This window comes from Bradyrhizobium sp. 33ap4 (assembly GCF_032654765.1).
In the GTDB taxonomy this organism is placed as follows: Bacteria; Pseudomonadota; Alphaproteobacteria; order Rhizobiales; family Xanthobacteraceae; genus Bradyrhizobium; species Bradyrhizobium australafricanum.
This window is the reverse complement of the sequence record NZ_JAUMTJ010000014.1, coordinates 133,232-156,430: the sequence shown is the minus strand read 5'-3', so window position 1 is coordinate 156,430 and position 23,199 is coordinate 133,232. Positions and strand designations below refer to the sequence as shown.

Annotated in this window: 19 protein-coding genes; 6 read left to right on the top strand and 13 right to left on the bottom strand. The window is 64.4% G+C overall.

Annotation, left to right across the window (positions count from 1 at the left end; all coding sequences use genetic code 11):
• Nucleotides 1-346: 346 nt before the first annotated feature.
• From Q2M23_RS13420 to Q2M23_RS13410, 3 genes are all read right to left on the bottom strand, one after another.
• A complete protein-coding gene (locus Q2M23_RS13420) occupies nucleotides 347-2,209 on the bottom strand; it encodes an ABC-F family ATP-binding cassette domain-containing protein (protein ID WP_316395842.1) in 1,863 nt (620 codons plus the stop codon).
• Between the two features lie 107 nt (nucleotides 2,210-2,316).
• Nucleotides 2,317-2,487, bottom strand: a complete 171-nt coding sequence (locus tag Q2M23_RS13415; RefSeq protein WP_167350433.1) for a hypothetical protein — start codon at nucleotides 2,485-2,487, stop codon at nucleotides 2,317-2,319.
• Nucleotides 2,488-2,709: 222 nt separating this feature from the next.
• Nucleotides 2,710-2,970: a sulfur globule protein precursor gene (locus Q2M23_RS13410; RefSeq protein WP_316395841.1), complete on the bottom strand. Its 261-nt coding sequence runs from the start codon at nucleotides 2,968-2,970 to the stop codon at nucleotides 2,710-2,712.
• Between the two features lie 346 nt (nucleotides 2,971-3,316).
• On the opposite strand from Q2M23_RS13410, the gene ndk reads away from it, so the two are divergent.
• Together ndk and Q2M23_RS13400 are read left to right on the top strand one after the other, a co-directional pair.
• Complete coding sequence (gene ndk, locus Q2M23_RS13405; RefSeq protein ID WP_016847423.1) at nucleotides 3,317-3,739, top strand: nucleoside-diphosphate kinase; 423 nt, start codon at nucleotides 3,317-3,319, stop codon at nucleotides 3,737-3,739.
• A 112-nt stretch (nucleotides 3,740-3,851) separates the two neighbouring features.
• Nucleotides 3,852-4,691: a TerC family protein gene (locus Q2M23_RS13400; RefSeq protein ID WP_141340452.1), complete on the top strand. Its 840-nt coding sequence runs from the start codon at nucleotides 3,852-3,854 to the stop codon at nucleotides 4,689-4,691.
• A 114-nt stretch (nucleotides 4,692-4,805) separates the two neighbouring features.
• Here the strand turns inward: Q2M23_RS13400 and ppx are convergent, their stop codons facing one another.
• From ppx to Q2M23_RS13380, 4 genes are all read right to left on the bottom strand, one after another.
• Nucleotides 4,806-6,308 (bottom strand): exopolyphosphatase, encoded by a 1,503-nt coding sequence (gene ppx, locus Q2M23_RS13395; RefSeq protein WP_057019891.1) that lies wholly within the window; start codon nucleotides 6,306-6,308, stop codon nucleotides 4,806-4,808.
• 12 nt (nucleotides 6,309-6,320) lie between these two features.
• On the bottom strand, nucleotides 6,321-8,525 hold the full coding sequence (locus Q2M23_RS13390; protein ID WP_076831991.1) for an RNA degradosome polyphosphate kinase: 2,205 nt from the start codon (nucleotides 8,523-8,525) through the stop codon (nucleotides 6,321-6,323).
• Nucleotides 8,526-8,656: 131 nt separating this feature from the next.
• The gene (locus Q2M23_RS13385) at nucleotides 8,657-9,334 is read right to left on the bottom strand and encodes a DnaA ATPase domain-containing protein (protein WP_316395840.1); all 678 of its coding nucleotides are present in this window, start codon (nucleotides 9,332-9,334) and stop codon (nucleotides 8,657-8,659) included.
• 87 nt (nucleotides 9,335-9,421) lie between these two features.
• Entirely contained in the window at nucleotides 9,422-9,964 is a 543-nt protein-coding gene (locus Q2M23_RS13380; protein WP_028332358.1) for a CDP-alcohol phosphatidyltransferase family protein, read from the bottom strand.
• A gap of 160 nt (nucleotides 9,965-10,124) precedes the next feature.
• Here Q2M23_RS13380 and purM point away from each other — a divergent pair, with 160 nt between their 5' ends.
• Entirely contained in the window at nucleotides 10,125-11,198 is a 1,074-nt protein-coding gene (gene purM / locus Q2M23_RS13375) for a phosphoribosylformylglycinamidine cyclo-ligase (protein WP_316395839.1), read from the top strand.
• A complete protein-coding gene (purN, locus tag Q2M23_RS13370) occupies nucleotides 11,195-11,845 on the top strand; it encodes a phosphoribosylglycinamide formyltransferase (RefSeq protein ID WP_057019894.1) in 651 nt (216 codons plus the stop codon). Before purM ends, purN begins: the two co-directional genes overlap by 4 nt.
• A 77-nt stretch (nucleotides 11,846-11,922) precedes the next feature.
• Here the strand turns inward: purN and Q2M23_RS13365 are convergent, their stop codons facing one another.
• Together Q2M23_RS13365 and rnd are read right to left on the bottom strand one after the other, a co-directional pair.
• On the bottom strand, nucleotides 11,923-12,126 hold the full coding sequence (locus tag Q2M23_RS13365) for a cold-shock protein (protein ID WP_016847412.1): 204 nt from the start codon (nucleotides 12,124-12,126) through the stop codon (nucleotides 11,923-11,925).
• Nucleotides 12,127-12,482: 356 nt separating this feature from the next.
• On the bottom strand, nucleotides 12,483-13,631 hold the full coding sequence (rnd, locus tag Q2M23_RS13360) for a ribonuclease D (protein ID WP_057019895.1): 1,149 nt from the start codon (nucleotides 13,629-13,631) through the stop codon (nucleotides 12,483-12,485).
• 742 nt (nucleotides 13,632-14,373) lie between these two features.
• Between rnd and Q2M23_RS13355 the strand changes: the two genes are divergently transcribed.
• Both Q2M23_RS13355 and Q2M23_RS13350 read left to right on the top strand, forming a co-directional pair.
• Nucleotides 14,374-15,096, top strand: coding sequence for a hypothetical protein (locus Q2M23_RS13355; RefSeq protein ID WP_316395838.1), 723 nt, complete (start codon nucleotides 14,374-14,376; stop codon nucleotides 15,094-15,096).
• Between the two features lie 382 nt (nucleotides 15,097-15,478).
• The gene (locus tag Q2M23_RS13350) at nucleotides 15,479-18,946 is read left to right on the top strand and encodes an ATP-binding protein (RefSeq protein WP_316395837.1); all 3,468 of its coding nucleotides are present in this window, start codon (nucleotides 15,479-15,481) and stop codon (nucleotides 18,944-18,946) included.
• Nucleotides 18,947-19,097: 151 nt separating this feature from the next.
• Here Q2M23_RS13350 and Q2M23_RS13345 read toward each other — a convergent pair whose 3' ends face one another.
• The 4 genes from Q2M23_RS13345 to Q2M23_RS13330 all read right to left on the bottom strand — a co-directional run bounded on the left by Q2M23_RS13345 (nucleotide 19,098) and on the right by Q2M23_RS13330 (nucleotide 23,177).
• Nucleotides 19,098-20,210, bottom strand: coding sequence for an acyltransferase (locus Q2M23_RS13345; RefSeq protein ID WP_316395836.1), 1,113 nt, complete (start codon nucleotides 20,208-20,210; stop codon nucleotides 19,098-19,100).
• Nucleotides 20,211-20,322: 112 nt separating this feature from the next.
• Complete coding sequence (gene chrA / locus Q2M23_RS13340; protein ID WP_210262763.1) at nucleotides 20,323-21,546, bottom strand: chromate efflux transporter; 1,224 nt, start codon at nucleotides 21,544-21,546, stop codon at nucleotides 20,323-20,325.
• A 334-nt stretch (nucleotides 21,547-21,880) separates the two neighbouring features.
• The gene (locus Q2M23_RS13335; RefSeq protein ID WP_076832005.1) at nucleotides 21,881-22,402 is read right to left on the bottom strand and encodes an OsmC family protein; all 522 of its coding nucleotides are present in this window, start codon (nucleotides 22,400-22,402) and stop codon (nucleotides 21,881-21,883) included.
• Between the two features lie 280 nt (nucleotides 22,403-22,682).
• The gene (locus Q2M23_RS13330) at nucleotides 22,683-23,177 is read right to left on the bottom strand and encodes a ferritin-like domain-containing protein (RefSeq protein WP_028344824.1); all 495 of its coding nucleotides are present in this window, start codon (nucleotides 23,175-23,177) and stop codon (nucleotides 22,683-22,685) included.
• Between the last annotated feature and the right edge of the window lie 22 nt (nucleotides 23,178-23,199).

Sequence of the window (23,199 nt, the reverse complement as noted above, 5' to 3'; positions counted from 1 at the left end):
GACCGCCCGGAATTACCGGGCCGTCGTCACTCTCGCTGCCATCGTCCTATGGCTGCGATAAGTGTCCACACCACCTAGAGCGTTTTCGCCGCAGCGGCAGGCCAATGCCTGCATGCGCGGGCATGATACCGGACGCGCGGACATCACACCGGATAGAATGAGAGCCTCGGCTCCCTCCACGGGTCGTCCCTGCCTAGTGCGCAATTGCGCACGGGAGCAGGGACCCATACGCCGCGGCGGATGTGGTTATGGGGACTCGTCGTTCGACGATCGTGCAGCAACGACCATCTGTGGTTATGGGTCCTGCTTTCGCAGGGACGACATCGGATATGTGGCTCCGCCCGGTCTAACTCGCCGCTTCGTCGAGTTCGGCGCTGGCTTCCAGCCAGTCTTCCTCGGCGCGCTGTAACGCGCTCTCGGCGCCGGCGCGCGCCTTGGTCAGTTGCGCGGCCTGCTTGGGGTCGCGGGTAAAAATATCGGGCAATGCGAGTGCGGTATCGATCTTGGCGATGATGGCGTTGATGCGCTCGATCTCGGCCTCAGCTTGCGCGACCCGCTGCCTGGGTGAAGCACGCTTCTCGTTGCGGATGCGCTCCGGCTTCGCGGCCTCCTTGACGCGCTCGCGCGAGGCCGGCCGGCCGTCATTGGCCGACAGGATCATGCGTCGATATTCGTCGAGATCGCCGTCATAGGCCGTGACGGTCTGGTTGGCCACGACCCACAGGCGGTCGGCGCAGGCCTCGATCAGATAGCGATCATGCGAGACCATGATGATGGCGCCGGGGAATTCGTTGATCGCCTCCGCGAGCGCCGCACGGCTGTCGATATCGAGGTGGTTGGTCGGCTCGTCCAGGATGATCATGTTCGGGCCGTAGAACGTGGCAAGCCCCAGCAGCAGCCGCGCCTTCTCGCCGCCCGACAGGCTCTTCACCAGCGTGTCGCCGGCCTTGCCGGAGAAGCCGATCGCGCCGACGCGGCCGCGCACCTTGCTCTCCGGCGCCTCCGGCATCAGCTTGCGGATGTGATCATAGGGCGAGCTGTCGAGATTGAGCTCGTCGACCTGGTGTTGGGCGAAATAGCCGACCGACAGCTTGTCGGCCCTCGTGATCCGGCCGGCAATCGGCGCGAGCTTGCCCGCCAGCAGCTTGACCAGCGTCGACTTGCCGTTGCCGTTGGCTCCTAACAGCGCGATGCGGTCGTCGGTATCGACGCGCAGCGTCACGCGATTGAGCACCGGCTTGCCGGGCTCGTAGCCGACCGAGACGTCATCGACCGCGATGATCGGCGGCGACAGCAGCTTCTCCGGCGCCGGGAACGAGATCTCATGAACATCCTGGGTCACCAGCGCGGTGATCGGCTTCATCCGCTCCAGCATCTTCACGCGCGACTGCGCCTGCCGCGCCTTCGAGGCCTTGGCCTTGAAGCGGTCGACGAAATCCTGCAGGCGCTTGCGCTCATCGGCCTGCCGCTTGGCGTGCTTGGCGTCGAGCAACTCGCGCGCGGCGCGCTGGTCCTCGAACGAGGAATAGGTGCCCTTGTAGAGCGTCAGCCGGCCGCGATCGAGGTGCAGGATCTGATCGACCGAGGTGTCCAGCAGGTCGCGGTCGTGGCTGATCACGATCACGGTGCGCGGATAGTTGGCGAGGTGGTTCTCGAGCCACAAGGTGCCTTCGAGATCGAGATAGTTGGTCGGCTCGTCCAGCAGCAGGAGGTCGGGCGCGGAGAACAGCGTCGCCGCCAGCGCCACGCGCATGCGCCAGCCGCCGGAAAATTCCGCGCACGGCCGCGCTTGGTCTGATGTCGAGAAGCCGAGGCCGGAGAGGATCGCCGCGGCACGGGCGGGCGCGGAATGGGCGTCGATGTCGACCAGCCGGGTCTGGATTTCGGCAATCCGGTGCGGATCGTGCGCCGTCTCGGCCTCGCGCAGCAGCGCGTCGCGCTCGAGATCGGCCTTCAGCACGACGTTGATCAGGCTTTCGGGCCCGTCGGGCGCTTCCTGCGCGAGGCTGCCGATACGCCAGCGCGGCGGCAGCGCGATGCTGCCGCTCTCGGTCGGGATGTCGCCCCGGATGGCGTGAAACAGCGTCGATTTGCCGACGCCGTTGCGGCCGACAAATCCGACGCGGGCTCCGGGTACAATTTGCACCGAACTGTGATCGATCAACAGCCGTCCGGCGATCCGGACCGAGATGTCAGTGATGGAGAGCATGCAGCGTTGTCACCGGACCCGCCGCCAAACGCAACCCCGTCTGTTCGTAAAATCTCTCCCGGAGCTGTTGCAAAAACGCAATTGGGCTGCTGGTCAGCCCTCAACATCTAATGGCGATCGCCTTCCCGTCGTTGCATCTCGTCGAGGAGTTGCTGCAGGCGTGACGAAAGTGCGGGCTCTGGCCGCATGCTTTGCTGAAGCCGTTCGCCTACGGCATCGCAGATGTAACGGCAGGTCTTGTGATCAATCTGATCGGCGTCCTTGTCGATCTTGCTCATTGTCATCGTCATGGCATGTCTCTTGGCGAGTTCCACCTCGCATGTTCGAGTAGCTCCTCGCCATGACAAGTCGCGACCCCGAATTTGGTTTCCGCGCCTTGCTCTCGCCTTGAGGTAGTGGGTCCCATATATGCCCGGGTTCCCCCGGCGGACCCGAAAAAAGCCCCGGCGCGAGGGCCGGGGCGAGAAGCAAGTCAGGGGAGCAGTCGTAGATTCGATGGATCAGTAGCAGCGGTTGACCAGGCGCCAGCGGGGCCCCCACGGGGTCGGCACCACGCGGCGCACGTAGCAGCCGCCGCCGTAGCCATAACCGCCGTAATAGGCCGGGCCGACGATGACGCGCGGACCGCCCCACCAGCCGTGGTGCCATCCACCGTGCCAGCCGCCATGCCAACCACCCCACGCAGAAGCGGAGGTCGGGGCGAGCGCGGCGGCACCGAGCGAAACCGCGGCGACGGCGGCAAGCGAGAGTTTGCGTAACATGATCGTCTCCTCGAGGTATGGGCGCGCGCGACACGCCCGCGGTGACATTTCCCGAGACGTCCTGTGAGGCTTGCGGATGGGGGGCCAGCAAGGCGTCCGATCGCTGCAGAGCCTATGTGACTTGAGCTGAACGGCAGCGGCACGGCGCTGACAGAATGGGTTCACCTAGGTGAAATCGCGGTAAGTTGGCCGAGCCGGCCGCTGTCCGGAGGGCGCCCTAACGACGGTTTTCGTCGTGAAAATGCGTCAAAACTAAAGGCTAACGCGTCACAGGGTCGCTTGCCGTTATCCCATCGCGCCGATATAAGCCCCGGCAACTCCCAGCCAAGTTTACAAGGACGAAATCATGGCGATTGAACGCACCTTTTCGATCATCAAACCCGACGCCACCGAGCGCAACCTGACCGGCGCGGTCAATGCGGTGATCGAGAAGGCGGGCCTGCGGGTCGTGGCGCAGAAGCGCATCCGTATGACCCGCGGCCAGGCCGAGACCTTCTACGCCGTCCACAAGGCGCGTCCGTTCTTCGGCGAGCTGGTCGACTTCATGACTTCGGGCCCGGTTGTGGTCCAGGTGCTGGAAGGCGAGGGCGCTATCCTGAAATATCGCGACGTGATGGGCGCGACCGACCCGTCGAAGGCCGCTGAAGGCACCATCCGCAAGCTCTATGCGAAGTCGATCGGCGAGAACTCGGTGCACGGTTCGGATGCGCCGGAGACCGCGGTGATCGAGATCGCGCAGTTCTTCGCCGGCAACGAGATCGTCGGCTGACACCGTATTGCTGAAAGTGGCGCGGTCTCCCGAGGAGACCGCGTCGAAGTAGAACCGGGGAGCGGCGGACGACCGCCGCCAGGGGCGGCCGCAAGGCCGAATAGGACTCGCTGTGGACTGGCTGTGGCAGATCTTTGATCCGGCGTACATCGGCGCGTTCTTCACCGAATTCAAGAACGAGATGGCGACGCCGACGTTCTGGGTCGCCGTCGGCAAGATCATCTGGATCAACGTCCTGCTGTCGGGCGACAACGCGCTCGTGATCGCGCTCGCCTGCCGCGGGCTCGCGCCGCGCCAGCGCCTGTGGGGCATGATTCTCGGCGCCGCCGCGGCGGTGCTGCTGCGCGTCATCTTCACCGGCATCGTCGCCAGCCTGATGGAGCTTCCCTATTTGAAGCTGGTCGGCGGGCTGGCGCTGATCGTGATTGCCGCCAAGCTGCTGGTGCCGGAGCAGGAGGACGAGGACAGCGTGCACGCGGCCTCGCATCTGTGGGCCGCGGTTCAGATCGTCGTCGTCGCCGACATCGTGATGAGCCTCGACAATGTGATCGCCGTGGCTGCCGCCGCTAATGGCAGCGTGCCGCTGCTGGTGCTCGGACTTGCGATCAGCGTTCCCCTGATCGTTGCCGGCGCGGCGCTGATCATGGCGCTGCTCACCAAGCTGCCGGTCCTGGTCTGGGCCGGTGCCGCGCTGCTCGGCTGGATCGCGGGTGACGTCATCGCGACCGATCCCGCCGTGTATCCGAAGCTGGACGCGCTGTTCGCCGGACCGCTCGGTACCAAGCTCGATTCCTGGCTGACGTCGGTCGGGATGTCGCCGCAATTCGCCCATGGCGGCAATGGCGGCGAGATCGCGCTCGCGGTGCTCGGCATCATCGTGGTGCTGGTCGTGGGGTCGATCTGGCGCCGCCACGCACTCCGCAAGGCCAAGCACGCCGCCAAGGCGGCGTGAGCCCTAAATCGCGATGCGATTGGGTCGAGCTCGTTGTTTGAGCATGATCTCCGCGCAAGCGCATTCCGCGTTTGTCGCGAGGGAAAACCGCTTCGCACTTTTCCGGATCATGCCCTAGCGCCGCACGATCGAGCCGGCGCGCCCGACCAGCCGCGCCAATTGCTTGAAGCGGCTGCCGACGCGGTCGGCGACCAGATCCACCATCCGGTGCTCGAACACCAGCATCAGCTTGCGGCCCTGGGTGCGGAAATGGGTTGCCGGCAGCACGCCGGTGCGCGCCGCCGTGATCAGATGCGCGACGCGGAATGCGGCGCCGAGCACGCGGGCGCGCTCGTCCATCGCCGGCGTCACCAGCGCGCGGATCTGCGGCGGCGGCTCGTTTTCCTCGCTGAGCCCGGCGTAGCGATAGAACACCGAGAGCGCGACGAAGGCGCGGCCCTGATGCGTGATCGAGCCGAAATTGCCGTTCATGATCAGGCTGAGGGTTTCCTCGCCGCGATGATCGGGATGCACCCGCCAGCCGATGTCGGAGAGCAGGCAGGCGACGTGCCGCAGCCTGCGGTCTTCCTCAGTCTCGCGCAGCCTGACGACGCGCACCAGCCGGTCGGTCCACGCCGTCAGCTCCTGGGCGTGGCGGGCCGAGCGCGACAGCAATTCGTTGAGGTTCTGCGCGGCGCACAGCAGTCCGTCCTTGGCGCGTTCGGCCTGCGGCAGCATCTCGTAGAGCAGGCCCTCGCGTACGCCGAAGGTCGAGAACACGATGGTCTTCGGCTGGGCCACGCGGATGATGTATTCGAGCACGAGCGCGGCATAGGCCAATAGCGGCCGCCGCGCGTCGGCGACCGACTCGATATTGGCCAGCATGTTGGTGGCCGCCAGCCGTCGCAGCCGCTGCGCGAAGTCGAGGGCGTCGGCCGCCGGGATCGAATAGCCGTGCATCACCTTGAGCGGGTAGCCGCTCTGGATGATGTGAATGCGCGCCAGCGCACGCCAGGTGCCGCCGACGGCATAGAAGGTACGGCCACGCCCGGTCTTGAGCTGGGCGACGCCGAGCAGCTCGTTCTTGACGATGCGTTCGGCGCGCTTGAGCGATTTGTTGGAGAGGTCCTGCAGCGCGAGGCTGCCGAGCGGCAGCGTCACGCCGCTGCGCACGCGGCTGCCCTTGACATCGATCAGTTCAAGCGAGCCGCCGCCGAGATCGCCGACGATGCCGTTCGGATTGTGCACGCCCGAGACGACGCCGAGCGCGGATAGCTTCGCTTCACGCGGCCCGGTGAGGATCTCGATCTTGGCGCCGCAGATGCGCTCGGCCTTGGCGATGAAGTCCGGACCGTTCTTGGCGTCGCGGCAGGCCGCGGTCGCGATCGCGTAGACGCGGCCGACTTGCTGGATCCTGCACAGCGCACGAAAACGGCGCAGCGCGGTGAGCGCCTTGTTGACGGCATCGGTTGCGAGCAGGCCGGTGCTCTGCACCTCGCGCCCGAGCCCGCACAGCGCCTTCTCGTTGAAGATTGTGATGAGGCTGCGCGCCATCGCCTCGTAGACCACGAGACGAACCGAGTTCGAGCCGATATCGATGACAGCGACGCTGGAAGCGCGCTTCCGCGGCCGCTTCACCGTAAGGCCCCCTTAAGACGATGGCTGCTGACGCTCGTTGCGACGCGTGAGACGGCGCGGTGAAGATTCCTTGAGAGACTTACCACGGCCGGACAGACTCGGATTTGTCATGAAGTAGTCATGCAGATTGAAGGGCTCTTCGCCTTTCGCGGCCTTCATACGCGTTGACGACCCATCCGGCAACAATTGCCAGCTTTGCTCGGTGTCCTTCAGGTTCGCGACCATGATCTGTTCGAGAACCTGCTGATGCACCGTGGGATTTTGCAGCGGACAGAGAACCTCGACGCGACGGTCGAGGTTCCGCGGCATCATGTCGGCGGACGAGATATACACAGCAGCTTTTGTGCTCGGCAGGCCCTGACCCATGCCGAAGCAATAGATTCGGCCGTGTTCCAGGAACCGGCCGATCACCGATTTGACGCGGATGTTCTCCGACAGTCCCGGCAGCCCCGGCCGCAGGCAGCAGATGCCGCGCACCACGAGCTCGACCGAGACGCCGGCCTGCGAGGCCTCGTACAGCGCGTCGATGATATCAGGGTCGACCAGCGCATTCATCTTCATCCAGACCGCGCCGGGCCGGCCGTGCTTGACGTGCGCGATCTCGCCGTGGATGTGCTCGATGATCCGCTTGCGCAGCGTCAGCGGCGACACCGCCATCTTCTCGATGTCGCTCGGCTCGGCATAGCCGGTGATGTAGTTGAAGACCCGCGCGACGTCGCGGCCGATGATCGGATCCGAGGTGAAGTAGGAGAGGTCGGTGTAGATGCGCGCGGTGACCGGGTGATAGTTGCCGGTGCCGGTGTGCACATAGGTCGTGAGATTGCCGCCCTCGCGGCGCACCACCATCGACAGCTTGGCATGCGTCTTCAATTCGATGAAGCCGTAGACCACCTGCACGCCGGCGCGTTCGAGGTCGCGGGCCCAGCGGATATTGGCTTCCTCGTCGAAGCGCGCCTTCAGCTCGATCAGCGCGGTCACCGACTTGCCGGCCTCGGCGGCTTCCGCCAGCGCGCGCACGATCGGCGAATTGTTCGAGGTGCGATAGAGCGTCTGCTTGATCGCGACCACGTCGGGATCGCGTGCCGCCTGCTGCAGGAACTGCACCACGACGTCGAAGGATTCGTAGGGGTGATGGACCACGAGGTCCTTCTGGCGGATGGCGGCGAAGATATCGCCGCCATGATCGCGCACCCGCTCGGGGTGGCGCGGCACATAGGGCGGGAATTCGAGGTCGGGGCGATTGAGGCGGGTGAGCTGCGACAGCTCGTTCATCGCCAGCACGCCGTCGACCAGGATCACTTCGTCGTCTGCGGCCGACAAGGCGTGCTGCACGAAGATGCGCAGCTCCTCTGGCATCGTGGCCTCGATCTCGAGCCGGATCACCGACCCGCGGCGTCGCCGCTTGAGCGCGGTCTCGAACAGGCGAACGAGGTCTTCGGCCTCTTCCTCGATTTCGAGTTCGGAGTCTCTGATGATGCGGAATGCGCCTTGGCCCTTGACGGTGTAGCCGGGGAACAGGCGGCCGATGAAGAGACCGGTGGCCTGCTCCAGCGTGATCAGCCGCGCCGGCGCGCCTTCCTTGGTGGAGGGGATGCGGATGAAGCGGTCGATCTTGCCGGGCATGCGGATCAGCGCGTTCATCGCCTTGCCGTCGGAGATCCGCGACAATTGCAGCGCCACCGTGAAGCCGAGATTCGGGATGAACGGGAAGGGATGCGCCGGGTCGATCGCCAGCGGCGTCAGCAGCGGGAAGATGCTGTGGAGGAAGTGATCCTCGATCCAGCTGCGCTCGGACTTGGTGACGTCGCGGCCGTCGACCAGCTGGATGCCGACCTTGGCCAGGATATCCCGCAGGTCGCTCCAGATCGCCTGCTGGTCGGAGGCGAGCTGCGAGACGGTCTTGTTGATCATCACGAGCTGATCGGCCGGCAGCAGGCCGTCCGGGCTGCGCTCGGTAATGCCCTCGCGGACCTGCGCCTTGATGCCGGCGACACGGACCATGAAGAACTCGTCGAGGTTATTCGCCGAAATCGACAGGAAGCGGACCCGCTCCAGCACGGGATGGCCGAGATTGACCGATTCCTCGAGCACCCGCCGGTTGAAGTGCAGCCAGGACAGCTCCCGGTTGATGAAGCGTTCGGGGCTGGTCGCGATTGCGGGAATGGCGGGAAACTCCGCCTCTTTTTCTTTGATTTCAGTAGCTTGTGCCGAGTCCATAAAGTGCTGGTCCAATTCAGGGCAGGGGCCGGGGCGGTGTAGCCGAGAGCCGCAGAGACCATGTGATATTGCGATGACGTTTCGATGACATTGATGTTCCGCTCGCCTGCGCCGTCAAGCCGCGGGATGGATCAGGCGTCGCGCAACAGCTCCGCCGCCAGCGCCCGCGTGACGGGACGGCCGAGCCGGAGTGCCTCGGTATCCAGGAGCTCGACCGCCTGCCGGACGGCAACGTAGGAACGCTCGATCCGGTTGCTCAGATAGCTGACGAGCGGTTCGTCCACGCTCATCTGGCGGTCGGCGCAGAACTTGACAATCAGGCCGCGGAACAGCTGGTCGTCCGGCGGCAGCAGCGTCACGGTCGGCACCGCGCGGAGCCGCGACCGCAGGTCGCGCAATTCGATCTCGAACGCCGAGGGCGGAATGCGCGCCGTGATCAGCACGTAGGCATCGTCCTGGCGCGCCAGATTCATCAGATGAAACATCGCGCGCTCGTCGAAATCCGACGGCCTCAGGTCCTCGACCACCAGCGCACCGGTCGCAAGCGCGGTCGGCACCGTGTCGGCGGTCAGCGCATGCGCCGCGGTCGAGCGCGCGCCGGCGCTCTCGGCCCAGATCGCGGCGAGGTGGCTTTTGCCGGAGCCGTCAGGCCCGACCAGCAGCATGATTCGGTTTGGCCAGTCCGGCCAGCCGTCGATCAGCGCCAGCGCCGCCTCATTGGCAGGGCCCTCAAGGAAATCGTCGCGGGTCAGCTTCTCCTCGTGCGGCAGGGCCAAGGCCAATTGACGAGGTTGAACGCTACTGGCCACGCAGGTCTCCAAACCACTTTATCTAGCTATGCGTAAACGCGTTGCGTTTGTCGCGGGAAAACCGGCTTCCACTTTTCCGGATCCCGCCTACCGAGCTTCGATCGTGCTCATGTGCCGCACCCACTCCACGAGATAGAGGGACACCGAACCCAAAGTAAAGATCGTGACCAGGCCCATCAGGATCAGGTCGTAAGGGTGCGGCTGAAAGCCGAAGCCGAGCGAGGCCAGCACCAGCGCTGCGAACGCGACCTGCGCCACCGTGTTCAGCTTCGACACCATCAGCGGCTTCATCTCGACTGGCTTGTCGAACAACCATGACACAATCACGGCGGAGACGATCATGATGTCGCGTGACACCACGAGAATCACGATCCAGCGCGGCACCGCGCCCCAGATTCCGAGCGCGACATAGATCGACACCAGGAGCGCCTTGTCGGCGAGCGGATCGAGCAGGGCGCCGAGCTCGCTCGTCATGTTGAAGCGCTTGGCGAGGAAACCGTCGACCGCGTCCGAGACGCCGGCGATCACGAAGATCGCGAACGCAATCTCCATCTGGCTGGACACGATGGCCCAGACGATCACCGGCACCAGGATGATGCGGCCGAGGGTGATGATGTTCGGAATGCTCAACTTGGATCGCTTCCCGGCTAGAAGCCTGATTTTACTCGATATCCGGCTCTTTTGCGCAGCCGCCTTGTGTTATCTACATAGTATCGCGGCAGCAGCGCCGCGAGCCATTGCGCGGGGGCGGAATTCCTCGTAACCAGCCCCTGATCATCTGGAATTGGGCATGACCGAGCGCAAAAACGGGCTCACTTACGCGGATTCGGGTGTCGATATCGACGCCGGCAATCGACTGGTCGATCTGATCAAGCCGATGGTGCGGGCCACCGCGCGGCCTGGCGCGGACGCCGAGATCGGTGGTTTCGGCGGGCTGTTCGACCTCAAGGCCGCCGGCTTCAAGGATCCGGTCCTGGTGGCCGCGACCGATGGCGTCGGCACCAAGCTGAAGATCGCGATCGAGACCGGCATTCATGGCGGCATCGGCATCGATCTGGTCGCGATGTCGGTCAACGACCTCGTCGTGCAGGGCGCGGAACCGCTGTTCTTCCTCGACTATTTCGCCTGCGGCAAGCTGCACCCGGAGGCCACCGCGCAGATCGTCGCTGGTATCGCCGAGGGTTGCCGCGAATCCGGCTGCGCGCTGATCGGCGGCGAAACCGCCGAGATGCCCGGCCTCTACAAGGATGGCGATTACGACCTCGGCGGCTTTGCGGTCGGCGCGGCCGAGCGCGGCACGCTGCTGCCGACCGCGGATATCGCGGCGGGCGATGCCGTGATCGGGCTGGCTTCCTCCGGCGTGCACTCCAACGGCTATTCGCTGGTGCGCAAGATCGTCGAGCAGTCCGGCGTTGCCTATGACGCGCCGGCGCCGTTCGCGCCGGTCATGACGCTTGGCGCCGCGCTGCTGACGCCGACCAGGCTCTATGTGAAATCCTGCCTGCGCGCGATCCGCGACACCGGCGCGGTGAAGGGGCTCGCCCACATCACCGGCGGCGGCTTCACCGACAACATTCCGCGCGTGCTGCCGAAGCATCTCGGCGTCGGCATCGATCTGGCGCGGCTGCCGGTGCTGCCGGTGTTCAAATGGCTGGCCGAGCAGGGCGGCATCGCCGAGCTCGAGCTGCTGCGCACCTTCAACTGCGGCATCGGCATGATCGCGATCGTCAAGGCTGATGCGGTCGACGCCGTGACCGAGGCGTTCACCGCCGGCGGCGAGACCGTGGCGCTGCTCGGCGAGGTGATCGAGGCCAAAGGCGAGCATCGCGTGGTCTATAACGGTCATCTCGATCTCTCGCGATGAAGCGCCGCGTCGCCATCCTGATCTCCGGCCGCGGCTCCAACATGGCCGCGCTGATCGAGGCTGCGAAGGCTGAGGATTTCCCGGCCGAGATCGTGGCTGTGATCTCGAACCGTGCCGATGCTGCCGGGCTCGAGAAGGCGGCCGCGAGCGGCATTGCGACCATCGTCATCGAGAGCAAGCCGTTCGGCAAGGACCGCGCCGGCTTCGAGGCCGTGCTGCAGCGGGCGCTCGACGACAGGCAGGTCGAGCTGATCTGCCTCGGCGGCTTCATGCGGCTGTTCACCGCCGAGTTCGCGCGGCACTGGTACGGGCGGATGCTCAACATCCATCCCTCGCTGCTGCCTTGCTTTCCGGGTCTCGATCCGCACGGCCAGGCGTTGCGTGCAGGGGTCAAGCTGTCCGGAGCGACGGTGCATTTCGTGATCCCGGAGACCGACGCCGGACCGATCGTGATGCAGGGCGCGGTCACGGTCGCTGACGACGACACGGCCGAGACGCTCGCCGCGCGCGTGATCACCATCGAGCATCGCATCTATCCGGAGGCGCTGCGGCTGCTGGCGAGCGGCCGGCTCAAGCTGGAAGGCGATCTCTGCAGGACCCTGGGCAGCGGCGCAACCGACCATACCCTGATCGCGCCGGCGCCTTAGCGCGCGGTTGCAGGAGACATCCCCCGGGGTGATGCGGCCGGGGGAGGCATCAGGATGAATTCCGCTGGCAGCGGCGTTCAGTGAACCTTGAGGTTCTCTGCCGACGCCTTGCCGCGGTTCTCCACCAGCTCGTACTCGACGGACTGGTTCTCGTTCAATGTGCTGAGGCCCGCGCGCTCGACCGCCGAGATGTGGACGAACACGTCCTTGTCGCCGACGGCTGGCTTGATGAACCCGTAACCTTTGGTCGGGTTGAACCATTTGACGGTACCCTTCGGCATCGTCTCTCTCCCAGTTTAGACATAAAAAAGACGCGGCCACGTTTTCCACGTGCCACGCCACAAGCGGACTTTGCGCTGTCTGTTCACTTCCCGGGTCGTCAGATCCAAAGTCTTCAAGTCCGAAGTTTCGCCTCTCGAGGCCCTGTACATCGAAGCCTTGGATATCAACGTCGCGAAACGCACAGTCGAACGGCCGCAAATCCGATTGTGAACGGATTGCAACACGAAAATTGCGCCTTAGCAAGCGCGGTGGTTTTGCGTGACGCAACCTCAGCCTGTGCCGGTCGAACTCTGGGGCAACACGTTCGGCCACTGGCCGACTGCCGGTGGAACCTGGCGGGCACCAGGCGGACGCGCTAACCCCGGTCCACCCGCACCACGCGGCCCTTGTCGATCGCCAGCGCAAGCTGGCCGTGCTTGAGCTTGAGCGCGGCCTCGCCGAACAGTTCGCGGCGCCAGCCGTGCAGGGCGCCGACCTCGGCCTGATCGCTGGCCGCGATCTGCTCGAGGTCGTCGACGGTGGCGATCACCTTGCTGGCGACGCCGTGGCGCTCCGAGGTCATGCGCAGCAGCACCTTCAACAGCTCGACGGTCGCCGCGCCGTTGGAATTGTTTCTCGGCTTCTCCAGCTTGGGCAGCATGGCCTGGTCGCGGGCGAGCCCGCGCTGCACGGCGGCAATGATGTCAGCGCCCCATTTCGAGCGCTCAAAGCCCTTCGGCAGCGAGCGCAGATTGCCGAGCTTCTCCAGCGAGGTCGGCGCATGGGTGGCGATATCGCCGACCGCATCGTCCTTGAGCACGCGCGAACGCGGCACGTCGCGGCTCTGCGCCTCCTGCTCGCGCCAGGCCGCGACCTCGATCAGCACCGCGAGCTCGCGCGGCTTACGCACGCGGGTCTTGAGCCGCTCCCAGGCGCGCTCGGGATGGAAGTCGTAGGTCTTCGGCGAGGTCAGGACCTCCATCTCCTCGCTGACCCAGTCACTACGGTCGCGCTTCTTCAGATCGGCATCGAGGGCTGCGAACACTTCGCGCAGATGCGTCACGTCGGAGACGGCGTAGTGGAGCTGCTCGTCGGTCAGCGGCCGGCGCGACCAGTCGGTGAAGCGATGGGTCTTGTCGGGGCGGTGGCCGGTGACGCGGTCGACGAGCTGGTCGTAGGCGATGCTGTCGCCATAGCCGAGCACCATGGCGGCGACCTGGGTGTCGAAGATCGGATGCGGGATCGTGCCGGACAGGTGCCAGACGATTTCGATGTCCTGCCGCGCGGCGTGGAATACCTTGAGCACGGCCTCGTTCGACATCAGGTCGAAGAACGGCTTGAGGTCGATGCCGGGTGCCAGCGCGTCGACCACGACGGCTTCGTCCGCGCTGGCCATCTGCACGACGCAGAGCAGCGGATAGTAGGTCGTCTCCCGCAGGAACTCGGTGTCGACAGTGATGACCTTGTGTTTGGCGAGCCGGTCGCAGGCGGCGGCGAGGTCGGAGGTCGTGCTAATCAAATCCATGAAGTGTCCATAACGGCTTGACCACACGCGTTCTGCCGAAAGGGCAGCTATGTCAAGGGTCTTGCAGGGATTTTGGCCCTGCGCGGGGTGAGGGACGGGCCATTTTTGAATTGATTGGGCGTGATTCGAGGGTGTTTTCGGCCCGGTCGTGCCGGCAGTTCGTCGGTCGTCCGCCACCTTCGGTGTCACCGCCCGGCTTGACCGGGCATGACGATCGGGGGCTGAGCGCCACAGGCGATAGCCCGCTGGCGCCGGGGCGCACGACCAAAATATCGAAAACAACCCCATGCAAAGGAGCCGACAGCTAGCGTGTTCGACACGGCAACTTGACACGTCGGGCAAATCAGCGATATTTTTCCATTATTCCGAAGTCATGCGTCGCCACGCTTGGGGCTGTGACATTTGCGGACTTCTGCAACCGACCCGTCATGGTGACGAGGCGCACCGCGCCGTCATTGCGTCCCCACTTGCAGCTTTGATCGCCCGGCTCGACCGGTTGAATCCGCCCAGTATTCCAGAGACAGTTGTGCTCGAACCGAGAGGCCGCGGCGTACTGGATCGCCCGCTTTCGCGGACGATGACAGTCGTAGTGGGGGCGCGCCGCTGCGGGAGCTTGCGCCGTCGGGATGGCGATTTGGGTCAACCGGAGTGCTGAGCTTTCTCGGGGCCGGCTTGCCTGGCCGATCATGGGTGCCGTATTCTGCCAAAGCAACCTGAAGTCGATGACCAAGGAGCCGCTATCGTGATCGCGACGCAGCCCGGGGCTGTCACCAGCGAGCTGTTTCAAATCGCCTCTGAAGTCCCGGAACAACGCCGCGATGCAGTGCTCGAGAGCATCAACAGCATCATCGACACGAATTGGTTGACGGAGGAAAAGTTCTGGTCCCGCGAACACTCTCCGTTCAAGCCCGACCACGGCATTGTCCTGCTCCATCACGGCGGTGAATGCGTGGCTTACCTCATCATTCAGCGCCTCGCCCTTGCCAGCACGTCGGTGATCTATCTCTCGGGTACCGCCGTCAGAGACACGCATCGTGGTCGCGGCTCTTTCAAGCGGATGTTCGATACCGCTATGACGGCGGAGTTCGGTCACCCGGCGGCGCCGGCTGAATTCTGCTTGTGCTGGCGAACGAGAAATCCCGTCATCTACGTGCTGGGTCGCGCGCAGTGCCGCAGCGTCGTGCCGGCTATCTCGGACGACACGCACGCGGATGATCTCGACGATCTCTGTCTCAAACTGGCTGCAACCCTGTACCCTCGTCAAACCGTCGAGAAGACGACGATGGTGATGCGGGGGGCCTATGGCCGGCTTCGCTATCGCGATGAGCCGACGACCCAAACCTCGCCGGATGTCGACCGATGGTTCGCGCAGACCATCCCCAACAGCGCTGACGCGGTGTTCCGTGCCGGATTGGCGAGCAATCGCTGGTCACGGCACCGGGCAGCGTTGCCAAGGACTGGATAGCCCCAGACGGGCAACTCGGTGGCAGGGGCTGCCTGTCATAGCGCGCAAAATCGAATGGCTCCGCGCGCAAATTCGTGAGTCACGCCGTCGTTCGCCGGGCGCCTTTGTCGCGCCGAGTACCGAACATGCCGGAGGTTGGATGATGGCGCCCGAGGGGGCGACTCTGGTTTCGCCTACAGCGCCATCGCAGTCGGCGAAGGGCCAAAATACCAGCGCGTGCGCTATCTCGAATATCCGAGTGACCGAGGGCAGAGTGCGTCTTCGATCGGTCTGCTCCTTGTTTTCGCACTTTGTGAACGCGTCCAGTCTGGGGTAAACAGGTCCCTTGGCATCGTCGAACGAGGCCCATTGTCGCCGATGGCCCGCAGTCGGACGGATCACAATGCCGGAGAAACAGCCAAGCGCCGATATGGAGGCTGCTCTCAAGCACTGGCTCGAAACCGTTGATCTCGGCCAGTATAGCGACCTCTTTGTCCTGCATCGCATCGGTTTGGACATCCTGCCCGATTTGACCGAGCAGGATCTGGTCGAACTTGGACTTCCGCTGGGAGACCGCAAGCGCTTGCAGCGCGCGGTTGCTTCCCTGACCCGTTCGGCAAAAGGTCCCGCCGGCGGTAGGAGCGTCGCGGAAAGCGCGGCGGTGAGCGCCGAGCGGCGCCAGCTGACCGTGATGTTCTGCGACATGGTCGGTTCGACCTCGCTGTCCGAGCAGTTCGATCCCGAAGACGTCCGCGACGTGATCGCGAGCTTCAGGGAAAAGTGCGTCAGCGTGGTCAAGCGGTACGAAGGCTTCGCGGCCCGCTACCTCGGGGACGGCATTCTGGTCTATTTCGGCTATCCGAATGCGCATGAGGATGACGCCGAGCGGTCGGTGCGCGCGGCGCTCGAAATTGTACGGAGCCTGTCGTCGGCGAGAGCGAGTGACGCCCGCGACGTTGCAAGTCATGAGCCCAGTGTGCGCATCGGGATTGCGACCGGCCTTGTTGTCGTCGGAGACCTGGTCGGACAGGACACCGAGGAGCACGATTCCGCAGTCGGCGAGACCCCAAATCTGGCTGCCCGTCTGCAGGCCTTGGCGCCTCCGGACGGCGTCGTCATTGCGTCTTCGACGCAATCCCTGCTGAGAGGAAAGTTCGACTACCAGGACTTCGGATTTCACGCGCTGAAGGGGATATCCGCGAAGGCCCAGGCCTGGCTCGTGGTTCGGCCCTGCCGCGCCGAGACGCGATTTGCCGCAGCCATGGGCTCCCGATTGACGCCGCTGGTCAACCGCACCGAAGAGGTTGCGCTGCTGCTCACGCGTTGGCAGCAAGCGAAAGCCCATGAGGGGCAGGTCGTGCTGCTGACCGGCGAGCCGGGAATTGGAAAGTCCAGGATCGTTCAGGAATTGCGGGAGCGGATCGCAGGTGATCAGCACGGACAAGTTTCGTTCCAGTGCTCTCCCTATTACAGCAGCACCGCTTTTCACCCCTTCATCGAGCATCTCAAATTCGCGCTCGGCCTTGACGGCGAGAACGCGTCTGCGCTTTGGCTGACAAAGCTTGAAGCTGGTGTCGCCGCCTCGAACGGCGAGGCGGACACAGTGGTGCCGATCCTTGCGGCGTTGCTTTCAATTCCCACCGGGGACCGCTACGCGGCCCTGGATCTCTCGCCGCAACAGCTGAAGGATGCGACGATCGCCACGCTCGTCAACCATCTGCTCGCGCAAGCGCGCGGGCAGACGCTCCTGATCGATTTTGAGGACGCACATTGGATCGATCCCACCTCGCGGGCCGTACTCGATCTGCTGGTGGAGAACGTTCGCACCACGTCGATCCTTGTCGTGATCACCGGTCGTCCGGAGTTTCAGCCGGGTTGGAAGGATCACGCGCACACCATCAGTGCGAACCTCAAGCGTCTCGGCCGACAGGTCCGCACGATATTGGTCGAACGTGTGGCTGGAGAAAAGGAGCTTCCCCGAGAGGTGATTGAGGACATCATTGTCAAAACCGATGGCGTGCCGCTCTTCCTTGAAGAGCTGACCAAGGCCGTTCTCGAATCCGACGTCTTGACTGAGCAACATGGACGTTACGTCTTGTCCGGTCCGTGGCATCAGCTCGCTATTCCCGCGACATTGAACGATTCCCTGATGGCCCGCCTCGACCGGATGGGATCGTTCAAGAAAATCGCGCAGATCGGCGCTACCATCGGCCGCGAGTTTTCTTATGAGATCCTTCGCGAGGTTGCCGAAGCGCCGGCGGACCAGATCGAAGCCGCCCTGAACCATCTGGAGGCAGCCGGATTAATCGTCCGCTTCGGCTTTCTGCCGGAGGCGCTGTACTCGTTCAAGCACGTGATGATCCAGAATGCGGCGCATGAAAGCTTGTTGCACAGGGAAAGACGGACGCTGCACGCCAAGATCGGACGCGTGCTGGCCGAAAAATATCCGGAAAAGATCGAGCGCGAACCGGAGCTTCTCGCCTACCACCTGACCGAGTCTGGACAAAGCGAGCCGGCTGCGGGTTTCTGGCTCAAGGCCGGAAAGCAGGCCGCAATGAAGGGTGCGACTCTGGAGGCGATCGGTCATTTGCGTCGTGGGCTCGGGGTTCTGCAAGCCTCACCCGGCATGCAGGGCCGAAACGAGTCCGAGCTTGAGCTTCGCATCGCCCTGGGCACCGCCCTGATCGCGGCAAAGGGATACGCCGTGCAGGAAGTCGAGGAGAACTATGTTCGCGCGCTCGAACTCGGCCGGAATCTTGGCAACATGGCGAAGGTCTTTGCGGCGACGCGCGGACTTTGGGTGTGCCACTTCATCCGCGGCGATCTCGCACGGGCGCATGAGCTGAGCGCGGAGCTCCTGCAGTTCGCAAGGCGCGAGGCATCGAACCAAAGTTCGTCCGCGACGCAACAGACGGGATATCTGATCGAGGCGCATCGGGCGATCGCGATGACCATGCTGTACCGCGGGCGGTTTGACGCCGCCGAACATCACCTTCATCGCTTCAGGAATCTGTACAGTCCTGATCTACACGGCGCCCTGACGGCAACGCATGGCATCCATCCTGGCATCGTCTCGCTCTCGTATCTCGGGTACGTGTCGTGGTTTCTGGGCCGTCCTGACGCGGCGCGCCGATATAGCCAGCAGGCTATTTCGGAAGCGGAAGACCTTCGCCACCCCTTCACGCTGTCATTTGCGCTGACATTCGGCGCTTACGTTTGCCAGCATCTCCGCGATGTCGAAGGGACCCACGACTACACCAACAGGGCACTGGCTCTCTCATCGGAACACGGCTTCCTGCATTGGAAGCATCAGACGACCATCCTGCGAGGATGGGCGATGACCGAGCTCGGGAATGTCGATGAGGGATTGAACCAGATGCGAATGGCTATCGACGGTTACGAGGGCATGAGCGCCCGGCTAGCCAGTTGCTGGTTCAGAAGCCTGCTCGCGAAGGCTTATGCAAGTGCCGGCTTGCCGGATGCTGCCTTGCACGAACTCGACAGCGCACTGGCGATCGGGAGAAGAACGGGAGAGCATTTTTACGAAGCCGAGATCTATCGTCTGCAAGGTGAGATGACGCTCAATGACTCGAGATCATCGTCCGTTGAATCCGCCGAGCGAATGTTCCTCGCCTCGATCGAGCTGGCGCGCAGGCAAAGCGCGCGGTCCTTTGAATTACGGTCAGCTGTCAGCCTGGCGCGCCTATGGCGACATTCCGGCAAACAGGCGCGAGCGGCCGAGCTGTTGCTACCCGTCGTTCGAACGTTCACGGAAGGTCTAGGTACGCCTGACGTCAAGGAAGCGCTCGAGCTGGCGAATGAACTGGCAATGGAAATGCCCGGAGATCAAGAATGGAGCGGGCGGGTCTAAGGATACAGAGGCGCCCCGGGGCCCGTCCGCCCGCTTGCGCCTGACCGTCGTCTCCACGCATCGCAGATGAATGATGGTGTTCGCTTCGGCCCAAGTTCGCGGCGGCGGCAACGTTGGGTGGATGCTGTTCCGGCGATGTGCGCCGAACTGATCAGCGGTTGGCGATGCTGCTGGCCTCGATTGGCGAGGCAACGTCGTCCCGATCGATCCGGGCTTCGTTCGCGCGAACGCGTGACGGCCATCCGTGCCGCGAGGCCAGCGTCGTCAGCCTGTCCCTGACGGGATAATGCGCGGGGCCTTCGAGGAAGCGCCAGACGAGCCATGCCAGCACCACCATGCCCGTCACGACCAGCGCGGTCGACAGCGCGTCCGGCGTTGGTGTGATCAAGAGCAGGATGACGTAGCCGAGCTGCAGATGCAGCAGATAGAGCGGATAGGTGATGCCGCCGACGGCCCTGACGAGGCCTGCAGGCAGGGCTACCGACTTGATGCGAGTGGCGGCGAACACGATGCCGAGCGAGACGATGCAGATCACCGTCACGACGCGGGGATCGAAGCTGCCATGGGTGTGGACGCCGAGCCGCTCCAGCTTGTGCACGGCCTGGAACGTCGCCGTGCCGATCGCCAGCGTCAGCAGGCTGTACAGCCTGGTGTCGCGCCGTCCCCGGTAGTGCTCATAGATCAGGAGCCCGACGGCGAAGAAGCCGCTGTCGTCGGCCATGAACAGCTTTTCGAACAGGGGAACGTCGAGGGTCAGCTCGTTGGCGAAGGTGATTGCGATCCACGCCACGATGAGCGTGTCGATGCGCCGCGGAAAGATGCCCCAGGCCAGGAACAGCGTGATCCAGACGTAGAATACGACCTCGATCACTAGCGACCAGTAGGCGTCGTCCATGTAGGGCTGACCGAGCATCGGGGCTGCGATAAAGAGGTTTGCCAGCCATTGCCCCCACGTCACGTGGAAGTACGCGTGGCCCAACAGCAGCGTCGCGAGGAAGGTCAGCGTCATGCAGATGACGAAGGTCGGATAGATCCGGCTGAAGCGGGCGATCGCGAAACCGACCGGCGTGCGGCCTTCGGCGGAATAGGCGATGACGAAGCCAGAGATCGCGAAGAACACGGGGACGCCGAGGAAGCCGTATTGCGCGACCGGGGCGAGGTACGGCATCGCCACCTTTTGCACGCCGTTCGATGCCACGCCCCAGAAGCCGTAATGGTACAGGATCACGGCCCCGACCGCGGCGAGCCGCAGCAGGTCCAGCACGGGAACTCGGGTCGGATCCGGTTGTTTAGAAACGCTCGGCATATATCCGCTATCGTGGCGGCGAGGCATGAAGGCGTTCTTAATCCACCCGGCGAAACGACCGCGCGATCGTTCACGATTGCAGGAGCCCCGTGGCGATGCCGGCGGCCGCGCTGAGCACGACCACCACGAGCGGCGGCGCGCGCCATGCCGTGAGCAGGACGAAGCCGGCCAGCGCGATGCCGAAATCGAGCGGACGGTGCACGCTGCTGGTCCACACCGGATTGTAGAGCGCGGCCCCCAGAAGGCCGACGACGGCGGCGTTGACGCCGCGCATCATCGCCTGCGCCGCCGGCCGTTTGCGAAAGCTATCCCAGAACGGCAGCGCCGCGAGCAGCACGAGAAGTCCCGGCAGGAAGACGCCGACGAGGCCGACGATCGCGCCCGGCAGGCCGCCGATCACGGCGCCGAGATAGGCGGCAAAGGTGAACAGCGGGCCCGGCACCGCCTGCGCGGCGCCGTAGCCGGTCAGGAACGCATCGTCGCCGATAAAGCCCGGCGTCACCACGGCTTCGCGCAGCAGCGGCAACACGACGTGGCCGCCGCCGAACACCAGCGCGCCCGAGCGGTAGAAGGCCTCGAACAGGCCGAGGCCGGGCCATGTCCGCGACAGCAGCGGCAGTCCGACCAACAGCGCGACAAACAGGATCAGCGCCGCGACGCCAACGCGGCGCGATACCGGCATCGCGATATGGGTGACTCCGTTGGCCTGGTGCGCCCGGCAGAACCAAAGCCCGGCGATGGCGCCGAGAATGATCGCGCCGATCTGCGCGATCGACGACGAACTGGCGAGGATGACGAGTGCTGCGACCGTCGCGATCGAGGCGCGTTCGCGATCGGGGCAAAGCGAGCGCGCCATGCCCCAGACGGCCTGGGCGACGATCGCCACCGCAACCAGCTTGAGGCCATGCACCAGGCCGCTACCCGCAGGGCCGCTCAATCCGCTGGCGCCGAAGGCAAACAGCACGAGCGCGATCGCCGAGGGCAGCGTGAATCCGGTCCAGGCGGCCAGCGCCCCCAGGTACCCGGCGCGCATCAGGCCGAGCGAAAAGCCGACCTGGCTGCTCGCAGGGCCCGGCAGGAATTGGCAGAGCGCGACCAGATCCGCATAGGCCTGTTCGTCAAGCCAGCGCCTGCGGGTGACGAACTCGTCGCGGAAATAGCCGATATGGGCGATCGGGCCGCCGAAGCAGCTGACGCCGAGCTTGAAGAAGATGAGCAGCACCTCCAGCGGCGAGTGCGTCGAGCTCGCGGTGGCGGGCGGTGTGCCGGGCTGCGGGACGTCGGTGTTGTTCAAGCGTCGTCAATTCCCGCAACTTGTGTCCAGGTCAGGACTTGTCAGCGCGAGTATATCGCCATTCGATGACGTTTGAGCGCCTTATTTCTCGCGGCTCTCACTCGTAGCGGATGTTCTTCGACGGCCGGCGCGCGGCGGGCATCGCCAGCACGACGAGACAGAGCGCGATCATCGCCAATCCCATAAATTCGAATGCAAATGCGTCCACGGGCCATTCTCCCCATCAGAAACAGTTAGACTTGTTGGGGGAGCGTTGACGCGCTGTTAAGCCTTATGGTTACCGCTGCCGGCCTCGGCGCATGGTGGAGAGTGAGTTAACGCTCACATCGCGAAGCTAGGCGGCTACGCTGAGCGGTCCGGTGCGCAGCTTCAGATCCACCGGCGTCGGGTTGCGCAGGATGTCCAGCACGGGGCAATGACGGTCGACGGTTTCCTTCAGCCGGGCGATGTCGGCCGCGGAGGCCGGGCTGTCGATGGCGACCTCGGCCTCGATCTGCTGGAAACCGGCTCGCACGTCTGGATCGACGCTGAAGAAGCCGCGCAGATCGATGGCGCCCGACAGCTTGACGGAGACGCCGTTGAGGGGAATGCCGAGCGCGTCGGCATAGAGCCGATAGGTGATCTCCTGGCACGAGCCGAGCGCGGCGAGAATGTACTCGACCGGGTTCGGTGCGGTGTCCTCGCCGCCCAGCGCCGGTGGCTCGTCGACGCTGACGTTGAACTGCCGCACGGCAACGCGGCTATTGACGCCGTCGCCGAGTTGCGAAGTCGCCTGGAACACGGCCTGCGCCTGCGCCGGTTCGGCGCCGAGCGCCTGTTGGGTGTCTGCGAAAACCTGCTTGAACCTGAAGCTCATCGTTCGTCTTCCCCATGGCATCAATCACGAGAGGCTGATCGAACGGCCCATGCAGGGCAATAGTCGCGAGATAAAAACGACAGCAGCTCCGCGAAGCGCGAAATTTGCAGCAGCATTTTTCCCGCGCGCGTCGATGCGTAGGATGAGTAGAGCCAACGGGGCCGCGCAAGGCGCGTCCAGATGATAGAACTCCGCGAAACCCATAGTGGTGCCGTTCGCGAGATGAGCTGATGGGTTTCGCTGCGCTCTACCCATCCTACGGGCTACCCATCCTGCCGTGTCACGCGGCGAGGGCGTCCTGGTTGATCTCACCCTTGGCGAGCGCCGTCAGCAGCGTGTCGACGTGCCGCTCTTCGTCGAGACTGTCGTGCAGGAGCCGCTGGTCGTCGCGCAGGTTGAGCTGGCCTGCGAGGGCGGCCGCGCTGCCATAGGCGGCGATCTCGTAATGCGCGAGCTTCTGCGCCGACGCGACGAGGCCGGCATCGCGCAGATTGTCGTCGGGCAGCAGCGAGACCATCTTGGCGGTCTCGTGGATCAGCGCCTGCATGGCCTGGTCGGTGTGCTCCAGCGGATCGGCCCCGTGCATCCGCAGCAGCGACTTCAACCGCTCGCCCTGCACGATGGTCTCGCGGTGATGGCGGCTGAACGCATCCTTGAGCGACGGATGCGAGGCGATCTCCGCCATCCGCGCCAGCGCCACGGCGAGCTGCTCCTCGACGCTTGCGAGTTCCTGAAGCTCGGCGACATACATGTCCTTGAAGCTGGTGATCCTCATCGTGAAACCCTTCTTGTTTCGG

Coding starts and splice junctions, on each gene's coding strand:
- Q2M23_RS13330 (WP_028344824.1), bottom strand. CDS start 23,177: ATGAGGATCACCAGCTTCAAGGACATGTATGTCGCCGAGCTTCAGGAA.
- Q2M23_RS13350 (WP_316395837.1), top strand. CDS start 15,479: ATGCCGGAGAAACAGCCAAGCGCCGATATGGAGGCTGCTCTCAAGCAC.
- purN (WP_057019894.1), top strand. CDS start 11,195: ATGAAGCGCCGCGTCGCCATCCTGATCTCCGGCCGCGGCTCCAACATG.
- rnd (WP_057019895.1), bottom strand. CDS start 13,631: ATGGATTTGATTAGCACGACCTCCGACCTCGCCGCCGCCTGCGACCGG.
- Q2M23_RS13390 (WP_076831991.1), bottom strand. CDS start 8,525: ATGGACTCGGCACAAGCTACTGAAATCAAAGAAAAAGAGGCGGAGTTT.
- ndk (WP_016847423.1), top strand. CDS start 3,317: ATGGCGATTGAACGCACCTTTTCGATCATCAAACCCGACGCCACCGAG.
- Q2M23_RS13365 (WP_016847412.1), bottom strand. CDS start 12,126: ATGCCGAAGGGTACCGTCAAATGGTTCAACCCGACCAAAGGTTACGGG.
- purM (WP_316395839.1), top strand. CDS start 10,125: ATGACCGAGCGCAAAAACGGGCTCACTTACGCGGATTCGGGTGTCGAT.
- Q2M23_RS13415 (WP_167350433.1), bottom strand. CDS start 2,487: ATGAGCAAGATCGACAAGGACGCCGATCAGATTGATCACAAGACCTGC.
- Q2M23_RS13335 (WP_076832005.1), bottom strand. CDS start 22,402: ATGAGCTTCAGGTTCAAGCAGGTTTTCGCAGACACCCAACAGGCGCTC.
- Q2M23_RS13410 (WP_316395841.1), bottom strand. CDS start 2,970: ATGTTACGCAAACTCTCGCTTGCCGCCGTCGCCGCGGTTTCGCTCGGT.
- Q2M23_RS13420 (WP_316395842.1), bottom strand. CDS start 2,209: ATGCTCTCCATCACTGACATCTCGGTCCGGATCGCCGGACGGCTGTTG.